Raw genomic sequence first — 2,283 nt, forward strand, 5'->3', positions numbered from 1 at the left:
CCACTGGCCGGATCGGTGGTGCTGGACTTATTGCCGGCTTGGTCATAGAAGTTGATGATTTTCTGACCGGAAGGATCGGTCAGGACCAGTGCGTTGCCGTACGCGTCGTAGGTGTAATGAACTTGGCCACCCATGGCATCTCGGGCGAGCAGGACCCTACCCCTCGCATCCTTGGTGACCGTCGAGCGCCGCCCGGCCGCGTCGATCGTAGTCATCTCGCGGCCGCTGTACACAGTCTGTTGCTCAGCGCCGTCCGGATTACGGGTGAGGGTGACTCGGTCCAAGTCGTCATAGGAAAACCGCTTGACGGTGACCGGTGCGTTGCTGTCACAAAACCGGGGGGAAGTGGTGTGGCTCACGCGGCCCAAACGGTCGTAGCGGATGTCGCTGACGACCGCGCGCAATCCATTGCTCGATGACGCGTATCTGGAATATTGGTCGCAGTCCGTCCGAGCCTGGCCCGGTGTACTTTCCACGAAATAGATCTTGCGGCGTGTGCGTCCCAATGAATCCATCAGCGACAGCTGAGCCTGCATGTCGCCGACCTGCTTGATCGACCAGTAGGAATATTCCTGTGCATCCACGGAGTTCACGTTGCCAGACTTGTATGTTGTAGCCAAACCGGYGGCCGACATGTTGCTGTCCGCTACCTGCAACCCGTCGAAGGACGCAACGACCACCGCGCCGTTAGGATCGGTCTTGCGTAGRACAACGCCGGAAGGTTCGTGGTATACGAACGAGGACGCGTGATCGAGAGCGTCGCGAGCCGTGCGGATGAACCGGCCTCGTGTGTCATATTCGCTCGCCTGAACGCGTGTACCGTCCTCTCGGCTGGCAACCATCACTTTTGTCTTGTTGCCGAACACGTCGCGCTCGATGCCCGTGACCAACTGGTGCTGCGTTCCTTTGAACGAGACCTCGCGGGTCTGCAGCGCGGTCACGGGGTCATAACCGAACTCAGAGCTTCTCGAAATGGCCGGCGTCCCCTTGGCGAAGTAGGTGACAGTACTGGCTGTCGGTCGCCCGAAAATCCACCGCACCTCACTTTCCTGTCCGAAACTCGTTTCCGTCCGCATCCCCGACTCGTCCGCATATCGGCTCTCCAATAAGACCGTATTGCCGAACCTGTCATAGCCTAGTCTGTCTACTTGGTCGTTCAGCGTCTTGCCTAAGAGATCGGCAGACGTCACCCTGCGGTCTTTGAGCAAGGCCCGCAGGATCGCCGGTCTGAAACCCGGATTGCCATCCGGATGGGGCAGTCCACCGGTTTGCTCCACGGCCCAGCCCGAAACGGACGACGCGATGGCGACGTCTTTCCCCTCATAAAGCTGCAAGGTCAGGCTGGACATAAGTTGCCCTACCAATCCCTCGGTTTGGGAAAATTCGTTCCTGATGATCCGCTGGCGCTGGGTGTCGAGCGTCTCCTGAATCGAAAATCCCAGCGACCTTCCGGACTGCACATTCACCCGGTAACCCGAGTACGTGTAAGCGCGAGTTCGCCGCTCGACACCCGCACCGGTGGTTTCTAGGTTGGTAACCACGTAGCCGGGCAGCAGAGCATGGATCACTGGGTAGCTGGATTCGCACCCGACAAAAGAGTGTGGCAACTTGCAGACGATGGCCTCGGCCGCGCCGGACTCAGCGGTCTTGGCTGCCTGCAGGCCATCGTAGGAGAGATAAGACTGGAACGACACGGTGGTGACTAAGCCCAGCCCATTTACGACACGGTTCAGCAAGCCGGGCTTGCCTGCTTCGTTCACAAAGACACTTCTATCATTGACACCGCCGCTACGCGCGAAGAACTGGATCAGGTCAACCAGGCCATCGCCGTTCACGTCCAGCGGCCGCACGCCAATGTCCCCCAGGCCATCTTCGGTAAACGCCACCGGGGGAATCATGTTTGGCGCTCCTTCGGCCCAACTCGTGCCTGTGTTGGTATAGACGCCCGAGCCGGCGTGCGCGCCGCCGGTGCGGCTGTAGACTAGGTCGAGCAGCCCATCGCCATTGACATCAAAAAATCTCAGGCCCAGGTCACCCCTGCCGCCGCCAACCGCGATGTCGGGGAGTGCGAACCATTTATTGGCTGGGGTCCACCCCGCCCCCGTGCCGAGGAAGACCCGGGACGAGCCTTTGAGCGCATAGATAAAGTCAGGAATCCCGTCAGCATTGAGGTCGATGAAGAAAACTTGCTTGGCGTTGACGTCGAGGAACGTCACTTCGGAGTCAATCCGCGCGGGTGGCGTAAACCGCGCATCATCCACCCATCCGCTTCCGGTATTGATC

Annotated in this window: 1 protein-coding gene; it reads right to left on the reverse strand. The window is 59.7% G+C overall.

Annotation, left to right across the window (positions count from 1 at the left end; genetic code table 11):
• On the reverse strand, positions 1-2,261 hold a 2,261-nt coding region (locus AC1D1Z_RS36510), incomplete at its 3' end, for an FG-GAP-like repeat-containing protein (protein WP_477853694.1).
• Positions 2,262-2,283: the final 22 nt, after the last annotated feature.

It is taken from the genome of Rhizobium sp. P1_E1 (assembly GCF_056406015.1).